Origin of the sequence: Vibrio sp. S11_S32 (assembly GCF_014694465.1) — a bacterium.
GTDB classification, from domain to species: Bacteria; Pseudomonadota; Gammaproteobacteria; order Enterobacterales; family Vibrionaceae; genus Vibrio; species Vibrio algicola.
This window is the reverse complement of the sequence record NZ_JAAUWS010000213.1, coordinates 1-207: the sequence shown is the minus strand read 5'-3', so window position 1 is coordinate 207 and position 207 is coordinate 1. Positions and strand designations below refer to the sequence as shown.

Annotated in this window: 1 protein-coding gene; it reads left to right on the top strand. The window is 51.2% G+C overall.

All coding sequences use genetic code 11. From position 1 onward, the window contains the following. Positions 1-207, top strand: a 207-nt coding sequence (locus tag HC723_RS17285; RefSeq protein WP_190339984.1) for a hypothetical protein, incomplete at both ends; no start/stop codon positions are given.

Genomic DNA, 207 nt, shown 5'->3' with positions numbered 1-207 from the left:
CGGTCACTGTTGACGAAGGCGATGTGCAAAACCCAGCCGAAGGCAACGAATACCCAGTGCATGGTTCAAGCTCGGTTACAATTGAGTCGCCAAGTGATAATTTGGATCCAAGCACGCTGCGCATGACCGATGCGGGCAAAACCGCATTAACCGCCGAAATGGGTGAAATGACCACCAATGGTGGTGACCCAATTAACTTCAGCATGA